This window comes from Neopusillimonas maritima (assembly GCF_003576595.1).
GTDB classification, from domain to species: domain Bacteria; phylum Pseudomonadota; class Gammaproteobacteria; order Burkholderiales; family Burkholderiaceae_B; genus Neopusillimonas; species Neopusillimonas maritima.
Window position 1 is genome coordinate 179,267 of sequence record NZ_NQOU01000005.1, and the last position, 23,524, is coordinate 202,790.

General features: G+C 53.1%; 23 protein-coding genes and 1 pseudogene. 7 read left to right on the forward strand and 17 right to left on the reverse strand.

Features of this window, described 5'->3' with window-relative positions; all coding sequences use genetic code 11:
* Positions 1 to 36: 36 nt before the first annotated feature.
* On the reverse strand, positions 37 to 768 hold the full coding sequence (locus CJO09_RS12985; RefSeq protein ID WP_119442714.1) for an LrgB family protein: 732 nt from the start codon (positions 766 to 768) through the stop codon (positions 37 to 39).
* Between the two features lie 2 nt (positions 769 to 770).
* Complete coding sequence (locus tag CJO09_RS12990) at positions 771 to 1,124, reverse strand: CidA/LrgA family protein (protein WP_391523636.1); 354 nt, start codon at positions 1,122 to 1,124, stop codon at positions 771 to 773.
* A gap of 70 nt (positions 1,125 to 1,194) precedes the next feature.
* On the opposite strand from CJO09_RS12990, the gene CJO09_RS12995 reads away from it, so the two are divergent.
* The 3 genes from CJO09_RS12995 (at position 1,195) to CJO09_RS13005 (ending at position 3,882) form a co-directional block, all read left to right on the forward strand.
* Positions 1,195 to 2,421 carry an MFS transporter gene (locus CJO09_RS12995; RefSeq protein WP_245961334.1) on the forward strand — a complete coding sequence of 409 codons (1,227 nt, stop codon included), beginning with the start codon at positions 1,195 to 1,197 and terminating at the stop codon, positions 2,419 to 2,421.
* Between the two features lie 30 nt (positions 2,422 to 2,451).
* Complete coding sequence (locus tag CJO09_RS13000; RefSeq protein ID WP_179950540.1) at positions 2,452 to 2,877, forward strand: cupin domain-containing protein; 426 nt, start codon at positions 2,452 to 2,454, stop codon at positions 2,875 to 2,877.
* Between the two features lie 138 nt (positions 2,878 to 3,015).
* Positions 3,016 to 3,882 (forward strand): lysophospholipid acyltransferase family protein, encoded by an 867-nt coding sequence (locus CJO09_RS13005; protein WP_119442716.1) that lies wholly within the window; start codon positions 3,016 to 3,018, stop codon positions 3,880 to 3,882.
* Here the strand turns inward: CJO09_RS13005 and CJO09_RS13010 are convergent.
* Positions 3,824 to 4,369 carry a DinB family protein gene (locus tag CJO09_RS13010; protein WP_119442717.1) on the reverse strand — a complete coding sequence of 182 codons (546 nt, stop codon included), beginning with the start codon at positions 4,367 to 4,369 and terminating at the stop codon, positions 3,824 to 3,826. The two genes, CJO09_RS13005 and CJO09_RS13010, sit on opposite strands and share 59 nt — an antisense overlap.
* Positions 4,370 to 4,544: 175 nt before the next feature.
* Here CJO09_RS13010 and CJO09_RS13015 point away from each other — a divergent pair, with 175 nt between their 5' ends.
* From CJO09_RS13015 to CJO09_RS13025, 3 genes are read left to right on the forward strand one after another with little or no spacing between them, the layout of a single operon-like run.
* Entirely contained in the window at positions 4,545 to 5,582 is a 1,038-nt protein-coding gene (locus CJO09_RS13015; protein WP_119442718.1) for a lysylphosphatidylglycerol synthase transmembrane domain-containing protein, read from the forward strand.
* 4 nt (positions 5,583 to 5,586) lie between these two features.
* Complete coding sequence (locus CJO09_RS13020; RefSeq protein ID WP_119442756.1) at positions 5,587 to 7,806, forward strand: glycosyltransferase; 2,220 nt, start codon at positions 5,587 to 5,589, stop codon at positions 7,804 to 7,806.
* 32 nt (positions 7,807 to 7,838) lie between these two features.
* Positions 7,839 to 8,804 carry a zinc-binding metallopeptidase family protein gene (locus tag CJO09_RS13025; protein WP_119442719.1) on the forward strand — a complete coding sequence of 322 codons (966 nt, stop codon included), beginning with the start codon at positions 7,839 to 7,841 and terminating at the stop codon, positions 8,802 to 8,804.
* Here CJO09_RS13025 and CJO09_RS13030 read toward each other — a convergent pair.
* The 4 genes from CJO09_RS13030 to ilvD are packed head-to-tail and all read right to left on the reverse strand — an operon-like array spanning position 8,801 to position 16,182.
* Complete coding sequence (locus CJO09_RS13030; RefSeq protein ID WP_119442720.1) at positions 8,801 to 11,890, reverse strand: efflux RND transporter permease subunit; 3,090 nt, start codon at positions 11,888 to 11,890, stop codon at positions 8,801 to 8,803. The genes CJO09_RS13025 and CJO09_RS13030 overlap by 4 nt on opposite strands.
* Positions 11,883 to 13,100, reverse strand: a complete 1,218-nt coding sequence (locus tag CJO09_RS13035; protein WP_119442721.1) for an efflux RND transporter periplasmic adaptor subunit — start codon at positions 13,098 to 13,100, stop codon at positions 11,883 to 11,885. The genes CJO09_RS13030 and CJO09_RS13035 overlap by 8 nt, the downstream gene beginning before the upstream one ends.
* A 44-nt stretch (positions 13,101 to 13,144) precedes the next feature.
* The gene (locus CJO09_RS13040) at positions 13,145 to 14,497 is read right to left on the reverse strand and encodes an efflux transporter outer membrane subunit (RefSeq protein WP_119442722.1); all 1,353 of its coding nucleotides are present in this window, start codon (positions 14,495 to 14,497) and stop codon (positions 13,145 to 13,147) included.
* Positions 14,498 to 14,499: 2 nt separating this feature from the next.
* A complete protein-coding gene (ilvD, locus tag CJO09_RS13045; protein ID WP_119442723.1) occupies positions 14,500 to 16,182 on the reverse strand; it encodes a dihydroxy-acid dehydratase in 1,683 nt (560 codons plus the stop codon).
* Positions 16,183 to 16,365: 183 nt separating this feature from the next.
* On the opposite strand from ilvD, the gene CJO09_RS13050 reads away from it, so the two are divergent.
* Entirely contained in the window at positions 16,366 to 17,379 is a 1,014-nt protein-coding gene (locus tag CJO09_RS13050; protein ID WP_119442724.1) for a serine hydrolase domain-containing protein, read from the forward strand.
* A 5-nt stretch (positions 17,380 to 17,384) separates the two neighbouring features.
* Here CJO09_RS13050 and CJO09_RS13055 read toward each other — a convergent pair whose 3' ends face one another.
* The 10 genes and pseudogenes from CJO09_RS13055 to CJO09_RS13100 all read right to left on the reverse strand — a co-directional run bounded on the left by CJO09_RS13055 (position 17,385) and on the right by CJO09_RS13100 (position 23,390).
* Positions 17,385 to 18,038 carry a tetratricopeptide repeat protein gene (locus tag CJO09_RS13055; RefSeq protein ID WP_119442725.1) on the reverse strand — a complete coding sequence of 218 codons (654 nt, stop codon included), beginning with the start codon at positions 18,036 to 18,038 and terminating at the stop codon, positions 17,385 to 17,387.
* A 4-nt stretch (positions 18,039 to 18,042) separates the two neighbouring features.
* Positions 18,043 to 18,504, reverse strand: a complete 462-nt coding sequence (locus tag CJO09_RS13060; protein WP_147404928.1) for a tetratricopeptide repeat protein — start codon at positions 18,502 to 18,504, stop codon at positions 18,043 to 18,045.
* Positions 18,505 to 18,630: 126 nt separating this feature from the next.
* Positions 18,631 to 19,083: an SRPBCC family protein gene (locus CJO09_RS13065; RefSeq protein ID WP_119442727.1), complete on the reverse strand. Its 453-nt coding sequence runs from the start codon at positions 19,081 to 19,083 to the stop codon at positions 18,631 to 18,633.
* An 84-nt stretch (positions 19,084 to 19,167) separates the two neighbouring features.
* The gene (locus CJO09_RS13070) at positions 19,168 to 19,536 is read right to left on the reverse strand and encodes a YciI family protein (RefSeq protein WP_119442728.1); all 369 of its coding nucleotides are present in this window, start codon (positions 19,534 to 19,536) and stop codon (positions 19,168 to 19,170) included.
* 53 nt (positions 19,537 to 19,589) lie between these two features.
* Positions 19,590 to 19,961, reverse strand: a complete 372-nt coding sequence (locus CJO09_RS13075; protein WP_119442729.1) for a DUF1428 domain-containing protein — start codon at positions 19,959 to 19,961, stop codon at positions 19,590 to 19,592.
* 77 nt (positions 19,962 to 20,038) lie between these two features.
* Entirely contained in the window at positions 20,039 to 21,289 is a 1,251-nt protein-coding gene (locus CJO09_RS13080) for an RNA polymerase sigma factor (protein WP_119442730.1), read from the reverse strand.
* A gap of 3 nt (positions 21,290 to 21,292) precedes the next feature.
* Positions 21,293 to 21,394: pseudogene (locus CJO09_RS15805) on the reverse strand (type 1 glutamine amidotransferase domain-containing protein); the annotation flags it as partial.
* Positions 21,395 to 21,415: 21 nt separating this feature from the next.
* Positions 21,416 to 21,940: a helix-turn-helix transcriptional regulator gene (locus tag CJO09_RS13090; RefSeq protein WP_119442731.1), complete on the reverse strand. Its 525-nt coding sequence runs from the start codon at positions 21,938 to 21,940 to the stop codon at positions 21,416 to 21,418.
* Between the two features lie 3 nt (positions 21,941 to 21,943).
* Complete coding sequence (locus CJO09_RS15810) at positions 21,944 to 22,213, reverse strand: hypothetical protein (RefSeq protein ID WP_119442732.1); 270 nt, start codon at positions 22,211 to 22,213, stop codon at positions 21,944 to 21,946.
* A gap of 124 nt (positions 22,214 to 22,337) precedes the next feature.
* A complete protein-coding gene (locus CJO09_RS13100; protein WP_119442733.1) occupies positions 22,338 to 23,390 on the reverse strand; it encodes a PDDEXK family nuclease in 1,053 nt (350 codons plus the stop codon).
* Positions 23,391 to 23,524: the final 134 nt, after the last annotated feature.

Genomic DNA, 23,524 nt, shown 5'->3' on the forward strand with positions numbered 1-23,524 from the left:
TTTTTCCCCTATTTCTACACCAAAAGATCTGATTAATTAGAACGTGAACAAACCTAATGCAGCAAGCACAAACGGCACTATCACTGCCGTCGCCACCCCGTTCAGGCTGAGCCCCAATGCGGAAAACGCACCGGTGGTTTCATCGACCTGAAAAGCCCGCCCGGTACCGATTGCATGCGCACTTAAGCCCATGGCAAAGCCATGTACCACCGGGTCTGTAATTTTCATGAAACGCAACAAACCGCCTGTGAGAATTGCGCCGGAAATACCGGTAATAGCGCATGCCACGGTGGTTAACGATGCTATTCCACCGGTTAAGTCGGCAACCTCCATGGCAATCGGCATGGTGGCCGATTTCGGCGCTAACGACAATAATGTATCGGTGGTTGCACCAAACACCCAGGCAATGCCCAAAGCGGAAAGAATCGCAGTGAAACATCCCACCAGCAATGCCACGCTAATCGGCTTCCACATTTGTCGCAAACGGGGCAATTGTGTGTATAAAGGCACCGCCAGGGCGACCGTTGCCGGGCCGATCAGAAAATACAGAAATCGGGTGGCCTGTTCATATTCTGCATACGGTGTCCCCGTTGCCATAAGAATACCCACCACCACAATAACGGCCGTTAGTACGGGTAACAACAATGGATGGTTGTTGAAATGATCATAAATACGAAAGGCCGCCAGATAAACCACCAGCGTAACCGTAATCCACACCACCGGCGACGCAATCAGTTCAGGCCACGGAGCAAGAAACCAATTTTGCATGGTTAATCCTTTTGAGTGCGCTTAAGCACCCAACAAAACGTAGCCGCCGTTACCGCCACGGTAATGGCCGTTCCAACGGTGCACGCCAACACAAAGGGCAGCCACTCCTGTTCCAACCGTTCAAAATGCAACGTAACGCCGGCTACCGCAGGAATAAAAAGAAACATTAAATGCGGCAACACGTGATCGGCAGTTTGACGCAGGCCGGTTGGCAAGCGCCCCAACACCAACAAGGCCAAAAAAAGTAAAAGCAAGCCAACCAGCGCCCCCGGCACGGGCAAGCCCACAACACGTACAATCCATTCCCCGGCCAACTGCATCACAAGCAACGCGGCAACCGCATATAGCACCGGCATAATTCACCTGTTTTCACTTAAGTCTGCTGTCAGGGTCCCGGCGGTACAATTTCAGGCTTTACACACCCAAATGCCAGGCAGACAAGCAGTGCCATCCGACGACACCTCATTCAGCTTAAAGAAAATTTCGGTTGCCGCCTTCGGCCCTTCGTTATTGTTTGGTATTGGCGAGGGTGCCATCTACCCCGTTATTGCACTCAGCGCCCGCGATCTGGGCGCTTCAGTTGCACTTTCGGGCATTATTGTTGCACTGATTGGCATCGGTTCGCTACTGAATAATATCCCCGCCGCCATTCTAACCGCCCGCTTCGGTGAACGTCGGGCCATGGTGGGTGCCGCAATTGTCGCCATCATCGCCTTAATTATTTGCTTATTAGCGCCGAATCCCTTCACTTTGGGTCTGGGAATCTTATTGGTCGGCATGACCCGCGCCGTCTTCTTGTTGGCGCGCCAAACCTATTTAACGGAAGCGGTGCCCATTGCCATGCGGGCACGAGCCTTATCCACTCTGGGTGGAGTAACGCGTATCGGCATGTTTATTGGCCCTTTCGCCGGGGCCGGGTTAATGCATTTTATGGATCTACAGGGTGCTTACGTTGTTGCCATTGTCACTTTTGTCTTTATGGCGGCGCTGGCATTCGCCATTCCTGATTTACCGCAACATGCAGCCCACGAACAAGCCGATAGCGGGCCCTCAACACAGGGCTTGCGACACATCGCCCGTACGCATTTCAAAACATACCTGACATTAGGCGTAGGTTGTTTGCTGGTTGCCGCCGTTCGTTCAAGCCGTCAAGTCATCATCCCCTTGTGGGCGGCGAACATTGGTATCGATGCCGCCACGACCTCATTGGTTTACGGCCTGATGGGTGCCATCGACATGTTGCTTTTCTACCCTGCGGGGAAGCTGATGGATCATAAAGGGCGAGCGGCCGTGGCCATTCCCTCCATGATCATTATGGCGGTGTGCCTGGCGATGATGCCGCTTACCGCAAGCCTATGGACGTTTGTGACGGTCACCATGGTGCTCGGTTTCGGGAACGGCATTTCATCAGGCCTGGTCATGACGGTTGGCGCCGACGCATCGCCAAAACAAGGTCGCACCCAGTTTCTGGGCATGTGGCGTTTTATGGCCGATATTGGCAACAGCGGCGGGCCGCTTTTGTTATCAGCCATCACCGCCATGGCGTCGCTGGCAGGCGGTATGGTGGCCATCGGCGGCTTGGCCTTGATTTCAGCCGGTATTTTCTGGCGGTGGTTACCAGCGTCATTGTCAAAACCTGTTTCCCGGTCTTAAGATACATGTAAATATGCAAGGGGAAGCAAAATGGCACTACACCACGCACAACCCGGAGAAATTGTCAGTTTGGCGCCGCTGGGCAAATACCTGCCTGAAGCTCGTTCGGTGGCTATTACAAAAAAGGCGGGGTTTGAAACATTGCGGCTTATTATGCCGGCCCATTCCAGCATTCCCCGGCACGCGGTCCCCGGTAACGTCATGCTTCATTGCCTGGAAGGCAGTATCGAGCTTTCGCTGCCCTCGTCCAACGTAACGCTGAACGCGCATGACTGGGTTTATCTTGAGCATAGCGAGCCTCACAGCTTGAAAGCGTTGCAAAACAGCGCCCTGCTGCTCACTATTTTGTTCAATCCCGGCCCCAAACTCAAGCCCAGCCAACCTGCTCACGAATCATTAGAGCGCTGGGAGGATGAGGGCGGCTCGGCAAACGCGTATCAACTCGGCCCACCCTAATCGAAAACCCATCCAATCGACATCAAAGACGCTAAGTTTGAAATAAGACGAACTTATGTAGGTCAAACACAACTTCTTCTGTTACCGTGAGGAGTCCAACTATCAACAAGGGTCGCAGAAAGTGCGTAGCACAATATTATGAAGTACAAAGTTCGACCCTATTTGGCCTCGCTACTCTTTGCTGGCGTAGCCGCCCTGCCGTTAGCTCTCGTGCAACGTCTTGGCAAAATATGCGGATGGATTCTATTTATTGTGCCTGGTCGCTACAAGCGTCGGGCTAAAACGAATCTTGCACATGCATTCCCCAATCTACCGCCTGCCGCGCTTAAACAATCGTTGCTGGCAGTGGGTCAGCTTTTCCTGGAAATGCCCTATTGGTGGGTACGACGAGACGATCGGGCGCTGAACAAGCAGGTTCACTGCAATGATTGGCCATTATTTGAGCAGGCGCTCGCGCGTGGCAATGGGGTAATTTTGTTATCACCGCACTGCGGGTGTTTTGAATTATTGGGGCCGGTCTATTCCAGCCACTACCCTTCCACGGTCTTGTTTCGCCCGCCCCGCAAGGTATGGTTGCAAGACTGGATTATCAAAATGCGTACCCGCAAACAGTTAACCATGGCACCCGCAAACAAATCGGGGGTACGAACAGTTGTGAAAACCTTGCTGCGGGGGCACACAGTGGGTATTTTGCCCGACCAGGTCCCTGTTTCAGGTGAAGGTGTTTGGGCGCCATTTTTCGGTAAACCCGCCTACACGATGACGCTTGTGCAACGACTACAGAAACTGACAGGCGCCACCATTTTCATTCTGGGCGCGGAGCGAAACCCTGTGGGTCAAGGCTACAAAATGCATGTGAAGGAAATGACGTCGCCCCTGCCCGATGACCCAACCGAAGCAGCCACTATCATTAATACTGAAATGGAGAATGTCATTCGTATGATGCCTACTCAGTATTTGTGGGGCTATAACCGATATCGCCAGCCGCGTGAGAAACCGGCATAAACAACAAATCGGTTACGCCGAAGTCAATGCCCGAGCGCAATAAAGCCGCCGTAATCTGGCCGCGGTGATGCGTTTGATGATTGAAAAAATGCATCACGGTTCGGGCAAAGTCCATGTCTTTGGGCTGCTGATCGAGCAAGCTCACGTAATGCAACCGCTCCGGCAACGGGTTCCCCTGCAACCCCAGCGCCCACTGCTCAATCTCCCTATCTGTTTCGCGCCGTGCCTGATGAAGCGCATTGAAATCAGCGAATAATTCAGTGCTTAAGCTTTTACCCGCATAAGGTCGACCCACAAAACGAGCAAACCACATTTGATCGCACAACAATAAATGGTTCAGGGTTCCGTGAATCGATTTGAAGAACAGACCGGCATCGGCTTTACGTTGCTGATCGCTTAACGCTGAACAGGCATCATATAAGTTGTCGTTCATCCACTGGTTGTACTGCGCCATGGTCAATGCATAAGTATCAATACCGAACGCCATGCTGTCTCCTGTTAATCCGTTATGCTTGCACATTTATACATTCTATCGTTATCCGGGTCGTATCTATGTTGAAAACAACCGGCTTATTCATTGTGACCGCCGTGGCCACCACCGATTGGGTGGGCGCCACCGTAGCGCCGACAGGGGTGGGTATTAGGGTGTCAGGCTGGGAAGGATGAGCATTCGCGTGATTACGTTACCTTTCAACCGATTAAAAGTAGCCGGCTTTGCAGTGCTGTTTGTCGTGCTCAGCGCGCTGGTGCCCCTTACTATTCAACAGGAATTAAACGGCAAGGCCGACCAGCTTTGGAATGCCCTGCTCAACCCATGGATAATTTTCTCCGCCTTGGCGCTGCTGGCAGTCTATTATTTAAGTGACGCGCTCAGGTTGTGGTTCACCTTGCGCGCCCTTGGCCAACATCAGCATTTGCGCACCATGTTCCCTTTGGTGTTCATTAATATACTGTTTTCCAATATTACGCCCATGGCGACCGGCGGGGGTGTCGTACAGGTTTGGTTTTTACATCGGCGCGGAATACATATCGGTGCCGCAACGGCGGCAACGACATTACGCACGCTGCTGGCCAGCTTAATGATTTTCCTGCCGGCACCTTTTCTCATGGTCGGCATCGACCACCTTGTCGATAACCCGGCAATCAGCACCTGGGGCCCCTGGATGGGGCTGTTCGCCGCGCTTTATGTCGCCTTCTTTTTTGTCGTGCTCTTGCGTTTGCGCTGGTTTATGCATGCCGGCGCCACAATACTGGCAATTTTACGGCGAACTCATTTAATTAACCCAGCTCGTGAGCATCGGTGGCGGTTTCGTCTAAGACGGGAAATAATTCGTTTTGATTACAGTTTTCGGGCCTTTTTTAAAGCCGGTCGCACCGATCGATTGGCGGCACTGATATCAACGGCTACATTTCTGGTTTCTCTTTTTTCCTTCCCGGCTTTACTCATGTGGGGCCTGGGATATCCAGTCGACTACCCGTTGATTCTGGCGCTGATGCTTGTTAACACGTTTATCATGTATTTTGCCCCTACACCTGGGGCCGCCGGCATTGCCGAGGGTGTATTTGCAATATTGTTCTCCACGCTGGCTGGGTCGGGCGAGTTACTGATTCTGGTGTTGGGCTGGCGGTTTCTTACCGTTCACCTGGGCATGTTAATTGGCGTACCCATTACGTTATATGCCCTGGGTCGCAAAGGTTAAAGCCATGGATAGAAGAACACTTCATTGGTTGTACTGGTTCAGCGTCATGCTGGCGATTGCGCTCGTGGCGTATCAAATCTACCTCAATTTCTTCGAAAAAGACTTCACAGCCGAACACACTATTCAAATTGAAAAAATAGAAAGCACCCTGAAAGATCGTGAATCGTACCGTTTTGCCGTTCTGGGCAATATCAACAACTCGGTTGGTATTTTCGAACGTAAAATTATTCCCTTGCTAAATAAAGAGAAGTACGACTTCGTTGTGTCCGCGGGCAATGCCGTATCAAATGGCGGCGAAGACAAATACCGTGCCATTTATCGCACGTTATCGCGCTTGAATATGCCCTATTTGCTGGCCTTCGGTCCGCAAGAGGAAAGCCGGATCGGCGGATTTCGCTTTTACGATCACTTTGGCCCCTACCACTTCAGCTTTAAAGCAGGGAATAGCCGCTTTATTTTTCTGGACAGCACCGGTACCACCGATTTTGGCTGGCAACGCCGCTGGTTAAACAAGGAATTAAACAGCACGCAAGAGCCGAACAGCTTTGTGTTCAGCGCCCACCCGTTCTATCCGGTCGACAAGGCGGGTTTATTCGGCCTGACCGATGAGTATTTGCTTGCCGATGACGAAGAACGTACACGTATTGCCGCGCTTATTGAGCAGTTCGGTGTCGACGCCGTCTTTTCCACCAATTTACCCCAGTTCGACCGCCAAACCCATAATGGCACGCATTACATTATTACTGGTGGCGCCGGCGGGTTAATCATTGATAATGACCGGAGCCATCATCATTTTGTTTCGGTGGATGTTGAGGGCGACCAAATCACGATTGAACAACGGCAGCTCAACATTGCGCAGCCGCCGTTTTGGCGTACCCTGGAAAGCTTCTGGTTTTTTGTTCACTCCCTGTTTTATGTCGGTTATCTCAACTTTATTCTGTTGGTAACCATTGTCGTTGCAATTGCCATTTGGTTACGCAATCGAATCTTTACGGAACAAGACTACTACCCCAATTTTGACATGGACCCGGACGCGCTGAAAAACGCCCGACTGCGCATTGCCATGTTTACCAATAATTATTTGCCGTTCATCGGCGGCGTGCCCATTTCCATAGAACGACTGCGTCAAGGCCTACTACAGCAGCGGCACAAAGTACTTGTTGTTGCACCGGCGTATCCCACAGCCAACAAAACAAAGCATGGAATATTGCGTGTGCGTACCCTCATTCCTTTCGGAAAAGGCAAAAGCTTTCGTTTGGCAAATATATTCTCACCCGCACTGTATAAACAGGTTTTGCGTTTTAAACCAAACATCATTCATGTGCATCATCCATTCTGGCTTGGCAGCGTAGGGCTCTTTATTGGCCGGCGTTTGAATATTCCGGTTATCTACACCTACCACACCCGGTTGGAGCATTATGCCCACTATGTTCCCCTGCCAAGCGCTTTGTTTCGGAACCTGGCGTCGCATGCAATCGTACGTCGTTTCGCAAATCGATGTGACGGCGTCATCGTCCCAACCGAATCGGCCGAAGAGTATCTGCGTACCATTGGCGTAAAACGACGTGTTCTGGTTCAACCCACCGGTATCGATTTGCAAAAATTCGATGCCGTCGCCGAAGATCGCATTAATCTGTTGCGCCAGGAGCACGCGCCAAATGGCGAACGTATTCTAATCAGCATTTCCAGGCTGGGAAGGGAAAAGAATATCGACTTTTTGCTGGATGCCATTGCGTTATTAAAAGAAAGTAAGTTGCCACCGTTCAAACTATTAATTCTTGGCGATGGCCCTGAAAGGAACCGCATTCAGGGAAAAATTAACCAGCTGGGGCTGCGTAGTTCGATTTCTCTACTGGGGTCTGTACCGCCCGAGCGCGTTCCGGAGTATTGCCGGGCAGGCGACTTGTTCTTATTCGCTTCGCGCTCAGAAACCCAGGGCATGGTCATATTGGAGGCGATGGCGTCGGGCATGCCGGTTGTTGCCGTGCGTTCAAGTGGTATTGACGATATTGTTGAGAACGGCGTAAACGGTTTTAAAACGCCGCCAAGCAAGCAACAATGGTGTGAACGGATTAAACAAATTTTAGACAACGAGCCTTTGCACAAGCAACTGTCAGAAAATGCAAAGCTAACGGCCTCGAATTACAGCATCAAATGTTTCAGTGAACATGTACACCAGTTTTACGCCCAAATCCTGACTGCCGCACGACAGCTTGAAAAGTAGGTATGCTGGTACTCATTTGGAGGCTGTGTCACATGCGTGTATTTTCCAATCCAGTCGGTCCGGGCTCACTTTGGTTTGATAACCTGACCACTGCCGACGGCACCCCAGTTGCCTACGACCCGCAAGCACGTGCATTTCTACCAATGCCCCCTTTTTGTGCAAACCGCGAGCGGATTAACTGCAACTGGATTGCGCCGAAACAAGGCGCCCTTTGTCGATCATGTGCCATGACGACGCTGACGCCCGACCCAAACATTCCTGACGCTATTTTCAACTGGGCGCTCACCGAAGCGGCCAAGCGCTGGGTACTCGATAACCTGGGCCGATGGCATTGGTTCCGACCCGAAGACCCTGGTACACGACCCGTTTTCCACATGCTCGCTGAAGGCAATATTCCTGTGCTGATGGGCCACGGTGACGGTGTCGTGACCATAAGCGTCGCCGAAGCCGATCCCGTAGTGGGCATCACGCGCCGCCAAACCCTTGCAGAACCCTACCGGACCATGATTGGTCACATGCGCCACGAGATCGCACACATGCTTTGGTGGCGGTTAAGTTTGCGCGACGATTTTCTTGAGGCTTTTCGTGCGATGTTTGGCGACGAACGCGCCAATTACACCGCCGCGCTTCAACGCTATTACAACGAAGGCCCACCGTCCGACTGGACCCAGCACTTTCTAACCTCGTACGCGACCTCGCATCCGCATGAAGACTGGGCCGAGACGACAGCGCATTTATTACACCTGACTGATATTACCGACAGCTTCGTCGCGGCCGGGTTGTCGTCCCCGGAATTACCAACTGGAGGCTGGGACCCCTACGCAGAACCGGATACCAACCGCCTGATACATATCGCCGCATCGCTGACGGTAGGCGTCAATCACGTTAACCGCTCAATGGGCTTGTCGGATCTTTATCCGTTTGTACTGTCAACCACCGCACGCAATAAACTTACTTTTGTGCATGATTGGTTGCGCCGTGGTGCGCAAGGGCTTTAAAACGCCTTAATATCTTCCAGAACCAAGTACAAACAAGGCACCAGAAACAGAATCAAAGCGGTGGCAAACACAATACCAAACCCCAGTGACACTGCCATAGGAATAATATAGGTTGCCTGGAGCGAAGTTTCAGCAATAATGGGCGCAAGACCCCCAAAGGTAGTCAATGTCGTCAGGACGATAGGTCGGAAGCGACGCAGCCCCGCTTCGTAGATCGCCTGAGCCGGGCCCAAGCCCGCGCCTTGCTGTCGATTAGCATACGACACCATGATAAGCGAGTCATTCACCACGACACCAGACAATGCCACAATGCCCATGATGCTTACCAGTGAAAGCTCCATTCCCAGAATCATGTGGCCGATAATTGCCCCCACAGCACCGAAGGGTATCGCCAGTATCACTACCAAAGGTTGTAGATAGCTGCCGAAAGCGACTGCCAGCAATGCAAAAATAGCGATCATGGCCAGTCCGAAGCCGCCCCAAAGCGCCGCAGTGGATTCTCTGAGATCGGCCTGGCTTCCCTGAAAGCTCCAGGTCAGCCCTGGGAAATCCGCGCGTAGTTGCGGCAATATTTCAGTTTGTACCAATTCCAGCACCTGACCGACTGCCGGCTTGGGCTCGACATCCGTACCGACGGTGATGATCCGGCGACCATCCCGACGATCGATCGAGCGAAAAGAGGTGCTAACTGTGATCTCTGCCACATCAAGTAACGGGACCTCCTGACCCGAAGGCGTGCGAATCACCAGATTGTTCAAGTAATAAAGGTCCTGACGCTGAAATTCCGGCAACCGTACCCGAATTTCATTTTCATTAATCCCTCGCAACTGGCGTAGCGCAATACTGCCGTAAAACGCATCCCGCAGTTGCCAGCCGATGTCGGCGCCTGTAAGGCCCAGCGCCCGGCCTTCTGCTGTAAGACTAATATCGAACTGCGGTTTGCCGGGACTGTAATTGTCGTTGACATTGCGGGTCTGGCTTATCTGTTCCAGCTCGTCGACAAACCGTTGGCTGGCCTGGGCAAGGATATCGATGTCGGTATGGCTCAGGTCGACGCTGATGTCATCACGCCAACTGCCCGGACCTTGCTCGGCCTCGAAGGTAATCTGATCCACGCCTTTAAAATCACCCAATTCGTCGCGCCACAGGGCAATGATCTCGTTGACCGTCATGTCACGCTCTTCCTCCGGGCGCAACACCAGCTCAACGTCGATAAACTGCTGTCCACCACGCACATTCGTCTTGATGCCTTCGACGTTGCGACTTAGATTATTCGCTTCGAACAGACGTTGCGTGTCTTCAGTTATTGCCATGGCCAGCTCGCCGGCTTGACGGGCCGTGGTGCCAACCGGCAGTCGAACCGCCGCTTCGATTTCATCGGCCGGCGCCTCCGGCATCATAATCATGCCCATATGGTCGCTGGTGGCATAGGCGCCCGAGACGACCATAATGGTAAAGGCAGCGCTAAGCGTGAAATAACGAAACCGTAGCGCCATATCCAACAGTGGCCGGTAAACCCGGTTCACCACCGCTTCGAACCCCTGGGAAAACGCACGCTGTACACGATGCATCCCGCGACCATAAACAGTAACGCTGCCGCGTCCGCTGCGGGCCAGATGCGCGGGCAGAATAAACAACGCCTCCACCAGGGAAATCGCCAGCACCAGTATCACCACCACACCCAACGGCCACCAGAACTTGCCGGTGGTACCGGGTATGAACAGCAACGGCAGGAAGGCAACAATATTGGTAAGAATGCTGAAGGTCACCGGGCCGGCAATATCGCGCGCGCCTTTAATGGCGGCCTCCATGAAACTCATACCCTTCTCACGGTACTCGTAGATGTTCTCTCCCACGACGATCGCGTCGTCAACCACAATACCCAGCACCATGAGAAAGCCGAACATGGAAATCATATTAATACTGACCCCCATCGCCGGCAGGAACAATACACTACCAACAAAGGAAATGGTCATCCCCATCATGATCCAGAATGCCAGCCGATATTCAAGAAACAGGCTAAGAATGACCATCACGATAATCATGGCCATCACGCCATTTTCAAGCAGCATGTTCATTCGCTCTTCAAACTGCTTGGCCCGGTTACTGTCTATGCGAACATCAACCCCGTCCGGTAGCGTGACAGACAGTTCGGCCATCACCTTTTCAACTGCATCGGCAATCTCCAGGGGCGACTGCTCACCAGTGCGGAATATTTCAATCTCCACCGAATACTGGCCGTTAAACCGAGAATGAAATCCATCTTCCTCGAAACCATCGCGAACGGTGGCGATATCGCCAAGCGTAACCGTACCCCCCGAGTCCGCATTCAGGATCACAATGTCTTCAAACGCGTCAGCCCACTGTTTGCGCTCCTTAAGCCTTAGCAGAATATCGCCCTCCTCTGTGGCCATGGACCCTGCAGGAATGTCGCGGCTGGACTGTTCGATCAGGCGGGCTACATCGGACAAGGTCAGGTCGTACTTGCGCAATGTCTCCTGACTGATCTCAACGCTGGTCATGTAATCGGGCACATCGTCGATCACCGCCTGCGTGATGGCGTCTTCAGAAAGCAACCGGTTGCGCACTTGCTCGCCAAGCTGGCGTAGCGTCCAGATATCCACATCGCCATATATCGTCAGTTCCATGACGTCCTGGGTTGGTACGACCAGTTGTACCCGCGGCTCTTCGGCCTGCTCAGGGAAGGTGCGCACACGGTCAACCGCTTGCTGAATGTCTTGCAAGGCCTGCATCTGGTTACTGCCGGCAACCAGTTCCAATAGGATGGTGCCGGTATCCTCACGGGCCGTAGAGGTCATCTCTTTAATGCTTTGAATACCCTGCACCGCCTCTTCGACGGGCAAAAGAATACCCTTCTCCACTTCTTCGGGCGCGGCGCCAGGGTAATTAACCGTGACCTCGACAATATCCAGCTGAAACTCTGGAAAGACCTCTTTTTGTACCTGTAAAGCCATCCAGAAGCCGCCCACCAGCAACAGAATCATCATCAGGTTGGCGGCAATAGAGTTACGGGCCATCCACTCGATGGGGCCGACCCAGCCCTTTCGGCCTGATTCGTCACTCATTGCGCTCACCTTCCAACCTTAATCGGGCTCCGTTGACTACAGAAGCCAAATCATTGGTAATGACCTGATCGCCATCCGCAAGCCCGGCGCTAATGTAAGCGTATTCCTGATCACGAAAGGCAATGTCGACATCGCGTATGGATAGCCGGTTGTCCTCCATGACCCAAACCGTGTCATTACGACGCACCAGATTTCGGTCGAGGCGTATCACGCCTTCCAACGGCCGCCCTTTTATATGTACCCGCACTTGAGTGCCGAGGATCAGCGGCGGTTTGCCTGCGGACTGCGCCAGAGCAAGCGGATCCTCCACCGTAATCAAGACCCGGGCCATGCGGGTATTGGTATCCAGATCACCCACCAGTTGCTGCAGTTCCCCCTCACGTGTTACCCCAGCCGGCCAGACCGTATCATGGCGTAAGGTAACCGGCGATTTCGGGGCATTGGGATCATCGTTAAAGTCCAGCCACTGAAGCTTGGAAAGCGGAACGGTGGCTTCTACCCAGTATTGTTGGGTTCCCACCAGCCGGCCGAGGGCTTGGCCGGGGCTCACCTGGGAGCCTTCGGTGACCTCACGGCTGAGCACCCGAGCAGGGAAAGGCGCACGGATATCGGTTCGACCCAGATCCAACTCAGCCTTCCGGACAGCCGCTTCGGCCGCCATTATTTCAGCCTTCGCCTGTGCCATCTGCGGCTGGCGCAGCATCAGTGCTTTACTGCCGGGCTCTATCTCTTCGCCCAATAACTGGAATTCCTGCAAAGCGACAGCTTGCTGGCCCTCCTCAAGCGCCAAATTCGCTTGCGCCTGCTGAAGTTCACTGCGACGTTGATCAAGCACAGTGCGATAATCTGCCGGATCGATTCGTAGCAACACCTGGCCTTCATCAACCCGATTTCCGGGGGAAAACACTTCGGCTTGCTCGATGACCTGGCCACCTACCCTTGAGCTCAACGTTATTTCCTGGGCAGGCGTCACCATACCCATTACCTCTATCGACGGCCTGAAATCAGCGCGGCTAAGCGTTTGAACATCAACCAGCATCGCGGTTTCACGGACTGTGTCCGAGCGGGTGGCAGAGGGCTCCGTTTTGAAGATCAGCCAAATCAGGACGACACCCGTTAGCAGAATCAACAACGTTATAAAGCCGGTTTTTACGGGGCCGGCCCTGTGCGCCTCGGGACGGACAACATTTTCATCGACGGGTTGGCTCATAAAGAGTCATTCTCCGAATTGGTAACGTTTTGATTGTTGGATGGCTATTCTATGGTTTCAATATTGCCCGCCAGCGCCCGATATAGCGCGACCCGGTTAGAGAGCGACTGCTGACGGGTCGCCAGCTGTGTGCGCCTGAGGTCTTGCTGTTCCTGCAAAGCGTCCAGCACTTCGATATAACTGACGGCGCCATTCAGGTAGCGGTTACGCAACTGCCGGTAGGTCGCGTCAGCTAATTGAATTCGCGTTGCTAGATTTTCCAGGCGCCGGCGTTGTTCTTGCTCTCGGATCAGCGCGTCTTCAACCTCTTGAATGGCGGTTAGAACCGCCTGGCCATATTCTCGCACCCGTTCCTCGCGCAACGCCTGCGAGCGCCGCACCTCCGCTCGACGTTCTCCCCCATCCACCACCGGCATCACCAGATTGCCGGCCAAGGCGAGCAGCCAGTTATAAAAAAGGTCGCCGGAGCCGCGCGACTGAGAGCTCAGTGATACGTCGATGGAAAAGCGGGGGAAACGATTACTAATCGCGGCGGCCAATTCCCGATCTGCGGCCTGAATCAACCACCACGCCTGCTGCAGGTCCGGGCGCCGCTGAACAAGCTCGGCAGGTATCCCGGTTTTTGGTAGCTCCGGGAGTGTCGGCAAGGCATCACCGTCAGGTAACTGAACCCGGCCCGGCGACTGCCCGACCAGCACAGCCAGTTGATTTTCAAGGACACCGATCTGTGCGTTTGTTTCGTTAATACGGTCAACCGACGCCGCAACCAGCTGACGCTGACGCAAAACATCTGCACTACTACTCAAGCCTACGCCAAAACGAGTTTCGATGATGGTCAGCACATTACGATTAGTGTCAAGCTGGCGCTGCGCCAAATCACTTTGCGCCCGCTGCGCCAGTAGTTGAAACCACGTGTTGGCAATCTCCCCGCTCAGCGTAATGGCCGCCGCCTGGTAATCCGCCAGGGTCGCCGACGCACGAAACTGGTCGGCGTCAGCCAAGGACTGCACCCTGCCCCACAGATCCACCTCATAACTAGCGCTAAGCCCGACACTAAATAGGTTGACGTCGGTGTTATTGGGCCCTTCCTGTCGCTCAGCGCCGCCACTCGCATCAACAGACGGATACAGCGTTGCTTCTTGCCGTTCGGCCACGGCCCGCGCCTGAAGCAGACGTTGATACGCAGCCTGAAGACTCAAATTCTCGTCCAGTGCACGGCGCACGAGCTGATTCAGGTTCTGATCATCAAACGACTTCCACCATGTATCGGAGACAGGTTGTTGCCCAGTCTCGGAAAACGAGTCAGGCAGTATCACCGGGGCGTTTGACACGGACGGCTGGGTAGAGCAGGCAGCAAGAAGCAACACCAGAATAAGGGGAAATAGCCGATACGACATCACTATGTATCGGTCACCGCACCACGGCTGGCCGTACCGACCAATTTGGCGTATTTACCCAACACGCCACGCGTGTAGCGCGGTGTCGGCGGCTTCCAGGCGGCACGGCGTTGGGCAAGCTCTTCATCGGAAACATCTACGTGAAGCAACAAACGGTCTGCGTCGATCGTAATCAGATCCCCCTCCTCGATGAGCGCAATGGTGCCGCCAACATAAGCCTCCGGTGCAACATGGCCGACCACCATCCCCCAGGTGCCGCCGGAAAAGCGCCCATCGGTGATCAGGCCGACGCTGTCGGTGAAACCCTTGCCGATCAATGCAGAAGTGGGGCTCAGCATCTCGCGCATGCCGGGGCCACCCTTGGGGCCTTCATAGCGAATAACGATAATGTCTCCATGGCGAATCTGGTCGGCCATAATCGCCTTCATCGTCTCGTCTTCCGAGTTGAATACCCGGGCCGGGCCCGTAATGCTGGGCTTTTTCAGCCCTGTAATCTTGGCCACACAACCTTCGCCGGCGAGGTTACCCTTGAGAATAGCCAAGTGCCCCTGTGCATACAGCGGTTGATCAAACGGCCGAATGACTTCCTGATCTTGCGGCGGCACCTCGGGAAGATGCGCAAGGTTTTCGGCTACAGTACGACCCGTCATGGTTATGCAGTCGCCATGCAAAAGCCCGTTTGCCAGTAGCACTTTCATTACCTGCGGGATACCCCCGGCCCGGTGCAAATCAACCGCAACAAAACGCCCCGAAGGCTTCATATCACACAGTACCGGAACCTTCTTGCGAATGTTTTCGAAATCGTCAATATTCAACGGTACGTCGGCTGCCGAGGCGATCGCCATCAAGTGCAGTACTGCATTGGTTGACCCACCGGTCGCCATGACCACTGCGATGGCGTTCTCGAGCGCCTTACGGTTAACGATATCGCGTGGTTTCAGATCGGACTTGATTGCACCCACCAACGCTTCAGACGATGCAGCGACCGAATCCGCTTTTTCCGGATCGGGGTTGGCCATGGTTGACGATGAAGGCATCGACATGCCCATGGCTTCAATCGCGGCCGACATGGTATTGGCGGTGTACATGCCACCGCAGGATCCATAGCTTGGGCAAGCGTTTCGCTCGATGCCGTCATAATCTTCCTTGCTCATCGTGCCGGCACTATAAGCGCCGACGGCCTCGAATGACGAAACGATGGTGAGTGGGACGCCTTTCCATTCGCCCGGTTTAATCGTGCCGCCGTAACAGAAAATAGCGGGGATGTTCATGCGTAGCATGGCCATCATTGCGCCGGGCATATTTTTGTCGCAGCCGCCGACAACCAACACACCGTCCATGAACTGGCTCTGCGTAGCGGTTTCGATGGCATCGGCAATCACTTCGCGCGACACCAGGGAATACTTCATTCCCTCGGTACCCATGGCAATGCCGTCGGTAACCGTCGGGAAACCGAACGTTTGCGGCATGGCGCCTGCCGCCTTAAGCGCGCCTTCCGCGCGCGCCGCCAATGGGCCAATGCCGGCGTTACACGGATTCATCGTTGAATGGCCGCTGGCCACACCCACAATGGGCTTGTTGAAATCAGCATCGGTAAACCCGACGGCGCGCAGCATGGCACGGTTAGGGCTGCGGGATATGCCCTCGGTGATCGTTTTGGAGCGGCGGTTGAGCGGTGAATTCATAAATGATTCCCCTGATTCAGATGGAAAAAGGATACCCCCCTTTTCACCTACGTTCAGCGTTTAATGATGAAATTCCGGGGCAACCATTAGAGTAACCTAGTGATCGTGTTATTTTTTGGCAAGCGTTGTTTTGCGCGACTGAACATGCGACCACGTCTCAATCCTAAAAGGACTCACAAGCTTATGCCGTCACTCGCAAACCGAACCGGTGTCCTGCTGCTGACTCTTCTATTCCCGCTTGTTTGCGGAGCAAACGAGCGTGACTGGCGTGCAGACATAAGCAATGACGCGGCGCAAATGTCGCGTTTACATGCTTTAGTCATCATGCACCAGGGCCGTGAGGTAGCGGCGATGGACTTCAGCGGTACCGGCCTGGATACGCCTGTCAATATCAAGTCCTTGTCCAAAACCGTGCTGGCTGCGCTCATGGGCATCGCGATTGAAAAGGATGTATTCGAAAGCGTCGATCAGCCTGTGGTGGATACGCTTGGAGATCAGGTGCCAAATGCCGCAACTAATGGGGTCGAGCACATCACCCTGGGGAATTTACTGTCTATGCAGGCCGGCTTGCAGCGCACCTCGGGTGGCTATTACGGCGATTGGGTAAAAAGTAATAATTGGGTCGATTATGTGTTAACCCGCCCCTTTGTCGATGAACCTGGCGGACGCATGCTCTATTCTTCGGGTAATACCCATTTGCTCTCCGCTGCGCTCACTGAAAGCACAGGTCAAACAACGCTGGATTTGGCGCGAGACTGGCTAGGTGAGCCTCTTGGCATTACATTCCCGCCGTGGGACCAGGACCCTCAAGGCATCTACCTTGGTGGCAACAATATGATGCTTTCGCCACGCGCGCTGGCGCGTATTGGCGAGCTCTACCGCAACGCTGGGAAGGTGGGGGAACGACAACTGTTTTCAGAACGTTGGGTAGATGAGTCCTGGCGTGGCCGAGGCCGCTCCGCCTATACCGACCACCCTTACGGTTACGGCTGGTTTCTGCGCCCGCTCGCGGGTGAACCGGGTTATTACGGGCGCGGTTACGGCGGGCAGTTGCTTTATGTCATTCCCTCGTTAGAACTGACCGTGGTCATGACATCGGATCCGACGCCGCCTTCTCCCGGTTCACGCTACTTAAGGCGCCAGGTTCAGTTGCTGGAAAAGCATGTTATTCCCGCCTTTCGGAGTCGCCTCAATTAAGTTCATCACGCGCTACTTTGGCCTGGGCTTAAGAACCCAGCGGTCATCCGGCTATAAGGACGCTGCGCCAGGCGCTCGTTGACCAATGACTGGTGAATATCTTGGGCCCCACCACGATTAGCCGCTTCGATCAGCGTAAGGTCGATAATATCTCGCTGTGCATGGCTGCCTCCGAAAACGCCACAAAAGTGGCGAACAGGTAGCAGAAGTTCCACCGCTTTTCCGTCATTTCCATGCCAGAACGCTGTACAACCCTGCACCAGCGGTAGCCCAATACGGTCGATCCACTCAGCGCAGGGAGAGTCTGCTGCGGATTGCTGCATTCGCATAACCAACGCATTCAGTTCAGAATCAAGCCCAGCACCAAGAAATCCCATCGCCGCGTGCCAATCGTTAAAGGGATAGGTTTTTCCATCGGCATGATTACGCCAGACTTGCGCCAATTCTTTCCAGCGATCACCTACATCAACATTACAAAGATGCAAGCGCCACAAAAGCGCTGAAGCGTCGACCATTTCGAGTGCCACGGCATGATGCGCCCAACAATCCAAAGGCTCCAGGGTAAGCGCGTTGCGACCGGTATCTTCCGCCTGCGCGTAGTGCCCATCTTCCTCAAGCCCAAACGCATACATGCCGAGCACCACCGAATAACCTGGCATCTGCTCAGACCAAAGGGGGCATCGCCCGAGCGATGCGTTCACGCATGTTGCGCGAATCAGCGCAGTAAAAATCCAACAAATGGCCCGTCTGCAACGCCAAAAGATCTCGCGGAAAATACATATTGTGCAAATTAAGCGTCTGCGCTGCTTTAACCCAGTGTCCTGAAGACAACATCCTTGCCGCATCAAATAAGGAGCGTTCCCGGCTGTTCTTTTTCAGGTTGTGCGCCGTGGATAACTGACTAGTCGCCGGCTCGAATGCCGCAGGCTCTGATGACAACGCCAACATGAGCGCTTTGGCGATATGGGCCATCGGAAAATCCGGCGACACGGCTAAGGCACGATCAAGCAACGCAATCGGATCTCCGTGATACAGATTAAAAGCCGCAATTGCCTGTTCGTATGCATCCAGCGATTCACAGTTGGCGTTGGTCACTTCGTTACCCTGCATATCGCTGGTCATCATGACCTCCGGACGCAACTCACTTAAGCAAAAATTCTAAATCGCTTAGTTCCAATGGCATATCGTCCATATACCCGAGGTCATGATTCTTTCATAACAACCCTGGTTAGGGGTGTTTGCACTTGCTTCTTAGTCAGAAATGTTCGGCTCAACCAGTTTAGCCAGTTGGGCAAGAGACTCCTGCCACCCCAAATAGCAGGCCTCAATGGGAATGACAGAAGGAATCCCTTCCTGAACAATCCATAACTCGGTCCCGCATGACACCGGTTTGAAGTCAATCGTGACTTGCATTTCTCCAGGAAGATTGGCGTCATCAAAACGGTCGGTATGGAGAATGCGTTCATTTGGCACCAGTTCAACGAAATTAACGGTAAATGAGTGGCTGTCGCCCGTACCAAAGTTGGTGAACGACATGCGATATCCTCCGCCAAGACGCACATCCATTTCATGAATCGTGCCTGTAAACCCGTATGGCGGCAACCAGTATTCCAGGCCCTTTTTATCGGTAAATGCTTTATAAACGCGCTCAACCGGGGCCTTCAATACGCGATGCAGGCGAACAGTGCCGGTTTCTTCAGACATGTTTAATTCTCCCAAATATTAAGTTCGTGGCGTTTACGTGATAACGCCCTGATTCATTCACTAAAACTGCTTTCTTACCCGTTATTAGCGGCTGTTTTCTTGCGCCATTAACTCGCGCACCGGGCGTATTTCCACACTGCCGTAGCGCGCAGGGGGGATTTTTTCCGCCAATCGAATGGCTTCATTCATATCCCGGGCCTCCAGCATGTAAAACCCGGCCAATTGCTCTTTGGTTTCGGCAAAGGGGCCGTCGGTAATGAGGGGTTTACCATCGCGCACTCGCAATGTTGTGGCCGTCTCGGTTGAAAGCAACGGCGCGCCGTCCAGGAAATGACCACTGTCGGTTAAGTCGGCCACACATGCCATACACTCACGGTTCAGAGCGTCCCACTCTTCCTGCGACTTTTCCTGCATGGTCTTTTCGTTGTAATACACCAAACATAAATATTTCATTTGGATGCTCCTGAATGGTTATCCCTTATCCTCGAAGGCTGATCAGTGGTGGCCTATGCTTCCAGTGCCACTACGGGCGCAAAACCGCCGAAGACGACCCGAACACCATCAAAAGGCATGGGGTTGGTTTGCGGGTCCAGGCGTGGATCACTCTTCATTTTCGTCTTCATTTTCTCCATGCCGGCATCGCGCGTTGCCTTGTCGGGCCACTCTATCCAGGAAAACACCACAGCCTCGTCGCCTGTGGCCTGCACCGCGCGACGAAAATCAGTAACTTTGCCGTCAGGCACATCGTCTTCCCAACACTCAAGAACACGAACTGCGCCCCATTCCATAAAGACTTCGCCTGCGGTTTTCGCATGCTGAATGAATTTGTTTTTGTTGGCTTTGGGTACCGCCAGAATAAAACCGTCGATATAACTCATGGTAAGTCCTCCTCATTTAGCAGATGGTTCACCACATAGTCGTTCATGCTGGCTGGAAATCGACAGCTTTTGAATTTTTATTTCTGTTTTTGAAGTGTTGCCAAACGTTGTTGTATAAATCGCCGTTCCGGTGCCTGCTGGGTTAACCCCAATGCTTGCTGATAACAATGGGCCGCCTCTTCAGGCTGACTCAGTCGGCGAAACAGATCGGCCCGGGCGGCATGTAATAGATAGTAGCCCTGCAAATCTTTATGATCCGCCAGTTCATCAATGGCTTTTAGCCCTGCAAACGGCCCATCACGCATGGCAACAGCGGCAGCGCGGTTAAGGGCCACTACCGGAGACGGGTTAACTTTAAGCAAAGCGTCGTAAAGGCAAACTATTTGAATCCAATCGGTGTCTTCGGCGGCAGCCGCCTCTGCATGTACCGCGGCTATTGCCGCTTGCAAGGCATATTCGCCGGCTGACCCCGCCCGTAGCGCCTGCACCACTAAATTGCAGCCCTCTTTAATCTGAGTTTGGTTCCAACGGGTTCGATCTTGCTCATCCAACGGAATCAGATCCCCGTTTTCGTTAGTTCGACTCTCCCTCCTGGCATCATGCAACAGCATCAGAGCCAGCAGACCCATCACCTCGGGGTCGGGCAATAAGCCTAACAACAATCGACCCAATCGAATCGCCTCTGTGGATAAATCAGGTTGCATTAACTGCGTGCCGCTTGAGGCGGTATAGCCCTCGTTAAATACCAAATACACCACCGACAACACCGCCTCCAGTCGCGCGGGCAAGCCGTCTTGCTCGGGCACTTCATAGGGTATTGCCGCGTCACGGATTTTATTTTTCGCTCGCACAATGCGTTGCGCCAATGTGGGTACAGGCACCAGAAAGGCAGCCGCGATAGCTTCAGTGGTTAAGCCACACACTTCCCGCAGTGTTAGCGCCACGCGAGCCTGCATGGCCAGGCTGGGATGGCAGCAGGTAAAGATCAACCGCAAACGGTCATCTTCAATGGTGTCAGTCGCGTCGAATGAATCAGCTTGTGTTTCGGTTTCCAACGTATACGCTAGCTGCGCCAGATCATCAAGACGGGCATTCTTGCGGATTCGGTCGATCACCTTGAAACGCCCTGTCGAAACCAACCAGGCTCGCGGGTTGTTGGGAATACCGTCGCGCTGCCATTGCGACAGCGCTGCAACAAACGCATCTTGCAGAGCTTCCTCGGCTAAATCGAAATTACCGTGCAACAGTCTAATCAGGGTAGCCCGCACCCTGCTGGATTCTTGCTTATAAAGATCGGCGATACGTTGTTCGACCGAGGATGTTTTCATGTTTTATTGAAGGAGTTTAAGCAACTGCCTGGCAGCGGCCTCTGACGAAGCGGGATTTTGCCCGGTAACGAGCTTGCCGTCGACGACAACGTAAGAATCCCAATCCGGCGGCCCGGAACCATATGGCTATGCTGTCAACAACTCCACGTTGCCCCGTTTGCTCATCGGGTGCCGGATTATCTCTTTGGTAATGTTCACTTCCAACGCCACTTTTGCGATTTCCAATACGCCAGTATCAATATGGTAGCCGCCTCTGGCCCTCAACCAATCAAGTACCTCCGCCAGATGCCAGATCGAGGCACTACCCTCGTGAACCGGCATGGGGAACGTCTCCCGGTGGGTAACCATGAGCTTGCGCATCGCCTGCCTAGAAACTCCCACAATATCAGCGACGTCTGTCAGTCCGACAAGGTCCGGAGAAGCCTCGATCAGGCGCGCGGTAGGAATTGCGCCTTTGACATCGACCAGGGCGGTGCGAACAGCTTCCGCAGCGCTTTCTGCCTCGCGGGAGAACTCCAGCGCCAAGCGACCGGCCTGCCCCACACCGACGAGGGCGTCATCGCAACCAGCGCCCCCCAGTTGTTCGACGAGGGCGTCCAAATCGCTGTCGCGGTCGGTCAATTGGTATTTCAGCGTAAAAACATATTCCATAGCTCAATCCCCTGAATCCGTATCGTTCCGGCGCTGGTGAGTGGAGCATTTCTCCACCACCCTGCGCAGCGCTCGTGCATGACTGCCGGGATTTCTCGGCGTGCTCCACACACTGGCGATACAAAACTCACCACAGCGGCATTCATCGTCATTGTAGGGACAGTAGATTTTGCCCCAGGCATGACTACCACCCTCCTCGACTCGCCAACCCTCCTGTTCCGCATATTTAAGCGCAGCTTCAATTTCCTTCTTCGGATGTGATGAGCGAGTCAATCCTTGTCTCCATTATGGGGAAGACGATCATAGTTGTCAAGTGACAACTATGGGTTACAAAAAGCGTGCTACCGGCTGGTCCGCAGGTTTATCAAACAGCTTCCGCAATTCTTGGTTTGATTCACTATTCTTTCTCAATAGCTATTTCAAGCTGAGGATACTTTGCACTAAGCAAATTCACCGCCTCCAACGTTCTTATCCCCCATTGATTAGTCATAGCATATGTCTTTCCGTCAACTAGAAATAGTTCATCCTGTTTGCAGAAATAACGCTTTGTTTTTGGCAACTTACCCCCGGTATCAAGCGTCATAAGCTGTTCTGCAAATGTCTCTTCATCAAGTGAACCATCAAAGCAAACGAAAAAATCTCCTTTGCGCCAACTAATAATATCTGCAAACTCCTCTGGCTTGGCTCCACCTTGAATAATTTCACTCACTATTTTGTGCATAAGGTTTCGTTTATTCAAGCCGCGATAATCGCGCCCTCCAACAAAGAGCGTGAACTTTGAGAAGTCCCTAGAGGACGTTCTAGACTGTTGCTCTTTCTGCTTCTTTTGCCTTACCTGCACTTGGAACTGTTCAGTCTCAGGCAAAGGGATAACCTGCTGAATGTCTAACAGGATTCGTTGTCCGTCATAGAATGGGTCCATCTTTACACAACGAATATCAATTCCCTTGTCGTTAAGCCATAGCACTGCACTGGTAAGCTCTTTAGAAAACTCAGCAGACGCAAGTACAATTCGAACATCCTGAGCAAAGGAATCTTCATCCGGCTCTTCCCAGCCAAGGAAATCAAGGACTCTTTGTTGAGCATCCTCTTCCAATCCGACATTAGCCAAGAAGGAATTATGCGCCTCAACAACTTGATCAAAGGTCATGGTCGAGATCATGGCGCTATAGCGAATAGCCTGAAGCTCCATATGTCCGCCGTCGTCGGTACGTTTCAACTCAATAACAACCAAGTTTGCCTCTTTGTCGATGCAAAGCAAATCAATCCTCCTCCTGCTTGCATCCCAATCACCGAACTCCTCAGCAATCACCATTGTTTGCTCTGAAATAATTTCGATCTGATCTCTCAGCAATCGCTGAATATCCTGCCGTTCACGAATGCCACGGCTAGCAAAGGTTGTTTTCTGTAAACGTTTAATGCCCGTATCGCTCAACTCATAAATAGCCACTTTATTTACCTTTTTATTCCAGTAATTGAAACCATTGTTTATATATTTAGCAACGTGTGTCAGTGATCGGTGTAATGGAACCACCTGTGATCGTAAATATAGGGCCAGTGATGATCGAAATTATCGAGCCAATC

Excerpts from the sequence above, each read along its gene's own strand:
- CJO09_RS12985 (WP_119442714.1), bottom strand. The coding sequence starts at position 768 with ATGCAAAATTGGTTTCTTGCTCCGTGGCCTGAACTGATTGCGTCGCCG.
- CJO09_RS12990 (WP_391523636.1), bottom strand. The coding sequence starts at position 1,124 with ATGCCGGTGCTATATGCGGTTGCCGCGTTGCTTGTGATGCAGTTGGCC.
- CJO09_RS12995 (WP_245961334.1), top strand. The coding sequence starts at position 1,195 with ATGCCAGGCAGACAAGCAGTGCCATCCGACGACACCTCATTCAGCTTA.
- CJO09_RS13000 (WP_179950540.1), top strand. The coding sequence starts at position 2,452 with ATGGCACTACACCACGCACAACCCGGAGAAATTGTCAGTTTGGCGCCG.
- CJO09_RS13005 (WP_119442716.1), top strand. The coding sequence starts at position 3,016 with ATGAAGTACAAAGTTCGACCCTATTTGGCCTCGCTACTCTTTGCTGGC.
- CJO09_RS13010 (WP_119442717.1), bottom strand. The coding sequence starts at position 4,369 with ATGGCGTTCGGTATTGATACTTATGCATTGACCATGGCGCAGTACAAC.
- CJO09_RS13015 (WP_119442718.1), top strand. The coding sequence starts at position 4,545 with ATGAGCATTCGCGTGATTACGTTACCTTTCAACCGATTAAAAGTAGCC.
- CJO09_RS13020 (WP_119442756.1), top strand. The coding sequence starts at position 5,587 with ATGGATAGAAGAACACTTCATTGGTTGTACTGGTTCAGCGTCATGCTG.
- CJO09_RS13025 (WP_119442719.1), top strand. The coding sequence starts at position 7,839 with ATGCGTGTATTTTCCAATCCAGTCGGTCCGGGCTCACTTTGGTTTGAT.
- CJO09_RS13030 (WP_119442720.1), bottom strand. The coding sequence starts at position 11,890 with ATGAGTGACGAATCAGGCCGAAAGGGCTGGGTCGGCCCCATCGAGTGG.
- CJO09_RS13035 (WP_119442721.1), bottom strand. The coding sequence starts at position 13,100 with ATGAGCCAACCCGTCGATGAAAATGTTGTCCGTCCCGAGGCGCACAGG.
- CJO09_RS13040 (WP_119442722.1), bottom strand. The coding sequence starts at position 14,497 with ATGTCGTATCGGCTATTTCCCCTTATTCTGGTGTTGCTTCTTGCTGCC.
- ilvD (WP_119442723.1), bottom strand. The coding sequence starts at position 16,182 with ATGAATTCACCGCTCAACCGCCGCTCCAAAACGATCACCGAGGGCATA.
- CJO09_RS13050 (WP_119442724.1), top strand. The coding sequence starts at position 16,366 with ATGCCGTCACTCGCAAACCGAACCGGTGTCCTGCTGCTGACTCTTCTA.
- CJO09_RS13055 (WP_119442725.1), bottom strand. The coding sequence starts at position 18,038 with ATGCCAGGTTATTCGGTGGTGCTCGGCATGTATGCGTTTGGGCTTGAG.
- CJO09_RS13060 (WP_147404928.1), bottom strand. The coding sequence starts at position 18,504 with ATGATGACCAGCGATATGCAGGGTAACGAAGTGACCAACGCCAACTGT.
- CJO09_RS13065 (WP_119442727.1), bottom strand. The coding sequence starts at position 19,083 with ATGTCTGAAGAAACCGGCACTGTTCGCCTGCATCGCGTATTGAAGGCC.
- CJO09_RS13070 (WP_119442728.1), bottom strand. The coding sequence starts at position 19,536 with ATGAAATATTTATGTTTGGTGTATTACAACGAAAAGACCATGCAGGAA.
- CJO09_RS13075 (WP_119442729.1), bottom strand. The coding sequence starts at position 19,961 with ATGAGTTATATCGACGGTTTTATTCTGGCGGTACCCAAAGCCAACAAA.
- CJO09_RS13080 (WP_119442730.1), bottom strand. The coding sequence starts at position 21,289 with ATGAAAACATCCTCGGTCGAACAACGTATCGCCGATCTTTATAAGCAA.
- CJO09_RS13090 (WP_119442731.1), bottom strand. The coding sequence starts at position 21,940 with ATGGAATATGTTTTTACGCTGAAATACCAATTGACCGACCGCGACAGC.